Source organism: Pseudochrobactrum sp. AO18b, assembly GCF_000409565.1.
In the GTDB taxonomy this organism is placed as follows: Bacteria; Pseudomonadota; Alphaproteobacteria; order Rhizobiales; family Rhizobiaceae; genus Pseudochrobactrum; species Pseudochrobactrum saccharolyticum.
Genome location: NZ_ANNO01000079.1, coordinates 1 through 2,651, shown reverse-complemented (window position 1 = coordinate 2,651; position 2,651 = coordinate 1). Strand labels below are relative to the sequence as shown.

Annotated in this window: 3 protein-coding genes; 1 reads left to right on the top strand and 2 read right to left on the bottom strand. The window is 48.5% G+C overall.

Annotation, left to right across the window (positions count from 1 at the left end; translation table 11 throughout):
- Positions 1 to 14: 14 nt before the first annotated feature.
- Complete coding sequence (locus A918_RS21245) at positions 15 to 458, bottom strand: DoxX family protein (protein WP_022709765.1); 444 nt, start codon at positions 456 to 458, stop codon at positions 15 to 17.
- A gap of 349 nt (positions 459 to 807) precedes the next feature.
- Complete coding sequence (gene cysK / locus A918_RS0103775) at positions 808 to 1,776, bottom strand: cysteine synthase A (RefSeq protein ID WP_022709764.1); 969 nt, start codon at positions 1,774 to 1,776, stop codon at positions 808 to 810.
- Between the two features lie 393 nt (positions 1,777 to 2,169).
- Here cysK and A918_RS0103765 point away from each other — a divergent pair, with 393 nt between their 5' ends.
- The gene (locus A918_RS0103765; RefSeq protein WP_022709763.1) at positions 2,170 to 2,619 is read left to right on the top strand and encodes a universal stress protein; all 450 of its coding nucleotides are present in this window, start codon (positions 2,170 to 2,172) and stop codon (positions 2,617 to 2,619) included.
- Positions 2,620 to 2,651 lie beyond the last annotated feature (32 nt).

Below are 2,651 nucleotides of genomic sequence, written 5' to 3'. Positions count from 1 at the left end.
CGGGCTTTTGTATTTCAGAACTGTTTGCCGATCAGGCGATCCAGCGACAGGCGTCTGCTGCCGGCTACGCTCAGATACATGAAGACACCGAACCAGACGGTAGAAAGCTGGAAACCGCTGCCGCGCGGGATCATCACCATCACCAGAATAACAATCATCTGTATGAAGAGCATGAAAGCGAGGGGGCGGGTGAACAGGCCGATTGCTATGGCTATGCCCCCTATAAATTCCAGAATACTGGTGAAATAGGCCAAAGGGATTGCCGGTTCCAGCCCCAGTTGCTGGAACAATTCGATATCGCGTGGCATGTCGCCGTTGAACAGCTTCTCCCAGCCGAAGAAAGCCATGATACCGCCGCTGGCCGCACGCATCACTGCATAGGCAATATCATGAAAACGGGCATAAACAGGCGCCAGAAATGGCAGCATTAAAGATGGTTCAGAAAGTTTGTCTGTCATAGATCAGTTGCTCTGCGCTTGGATTGTTTGCGTTTCACGTGAAATCTTTTTTGTATTTTCCTGAGATAGACGAACTGAAACATAGGTTAAGTGTATTAAACCGTACGGTTCGATTCTTGTTTCCCATTTAACAGAACCGGATATTTTTCTGATATGAATTTTGCGTGATGAAAGAGACTACACCTGAGAGACCAGTGCCTGATGTGCTGTATCGGGCATGGGGCACAAAGCTCTCGTTTGTTGTGGTTTTATATTTACCGGAGCGCTTTTGCACTGGAAACCAAAGAGCGACATAAAAAAACCGGCACGATTGCGCCGGTTTTATAGCTGATGGTGTTAAGCAGGCAGATCAGGCATCAAGCCCGTCGAACAGAGCGGTTGAGAGATAGCGCTCGGCAAAGGACGGAATAATAACGACAATGTTTTTGCCTTTATTTTCCGGACGTTTACCGACTTCCACAGCAGCTTTCAGTGCCGCACCGGAAGAGATACCGACCGGAATACCTTCAACTTTGGCGATCTGGCGCGCAAAAGCGAATGCATCTTCATTGGCGACCTGAATGATCTCATCATAAACGCCGGTATCCAGTGTTTTTGGCGCGAAGCCTGCGCCGATGCCCTGAATTTTATGAGGCCCCGGATTGCCACCGGAAAGCACCGGCGAATCCTTTGGTTCAACCGCGACGACCTTGAATGACGGTTTGCGGGCTTTCAGCACCTGCCCAACACCGGTGATCGTGCCGCCGGTACCGATGCCGGAAACCAGAATATCCGCTTCACCATTGGTGTCATTCCAGATTTCTTCCGCTGTTGTTTTGCGGTGAATTTCCGGATTCGCGGCATTTTCAAACTGCTGCGGAATAATTGCGTTCGGATTGCCTGCAGCCAGTTCTTCCGCTTTGGCAATCGCACCTTTCATGCCTTTTGCGCCTTCGGTCAGCACCAGTTCCGCACCCAGCAATTTGAGCAATTTACGGCGCTCAATCGACATGGTTTCAGGCATGGTGAGAATCAGGCTGTAGCCTTTGGCAGCGGCGGCAAAAGCCAGTGCGATACCGGTATTACCGGATGTCGGCTCGATAAATACGGTTTTGCCCGGTACAGCTTTGCCTTCAGCTTCAAGGCTTTCAATCATAGCCAGACCAATACGGTCTTTGACACTGGCCAGCGGGTTAAAGAATTCGAGTTTAACGAGAAGATTGGCGACCACGCCGTTTTCGCGGGCAAATTTATCCGCACGGACAAGCGGTGTGTTGCCGATTGTATCAATAATAGAAGAATAAATACGGCCGCGGCCTGGTTTGTTAGAATCGCTCATACCAAATCTCCTGATCTTTTCGCAAAGCATAGAGCCTGACCGTTCAGGATTATAGAAGCAGGCTTCCAGAATGCAGGGGTAACTTAGAATATTATTCTATCAATGTGAAATATTAGAATTATTTTATAGCATGAGGGCGGGGCGGGAGTCGCAGTTCAGCAAATTCCATATAGTTTTCAGGCTTTTTCCGATGCGGGAAATCACAATCATTTTGATCCTGATCAATGTAATTTGGCCTGTTCATTCCTAGATTTATATTATGATGTGTCTCACAGGAGTCTATTCTGAATATTGCGTGTTTGTGGCAATGCCGATTGAAAAACCGGAACAGAAACACACATATAATAGACAGGGTGCATTCCGGCGGATGCTGTAAAAGGGAAAGACGAGAACATGTATAAACATATCTTAGTGGCGACTGATGGTTCGGAGCTTGCCAATAAAGGGCTGGAACAGGCAATTGGTCTGGCCAAAGAACTTTCCGCTAAAATTACAGTGCTGACTGTAACGGATCTGTTTCCGAGCTACGGCATTGTTGTGGCGCCGGGCTTAAGCACTTCACCTGAAATTTTTGAAGAATACCGCACCTCTATGGCAGAGCAGGCCAAAGCCATTGTGCAGCAGGCGATCGCCAAAGCGCGCGATGCCGGTGTGACTGTTGAAGGTCTGCATATTGAAAATCAATCACCGGCTGTGGGTATTGTTGAAGCTGCCGAGACCCATCAGGCTGAACTGATTGTGGTTGCATCGCATGGCCGCCGTGGCATGAACAAGCTTTTGCTGGGTAGTCAGGCAGCAGAAGTTCTGTCACTGAGCAAAATACCGGTTCTGGTTGTTAAATAACCGGTTTTGAGTTCTTCAGGGAATAAAAAAAC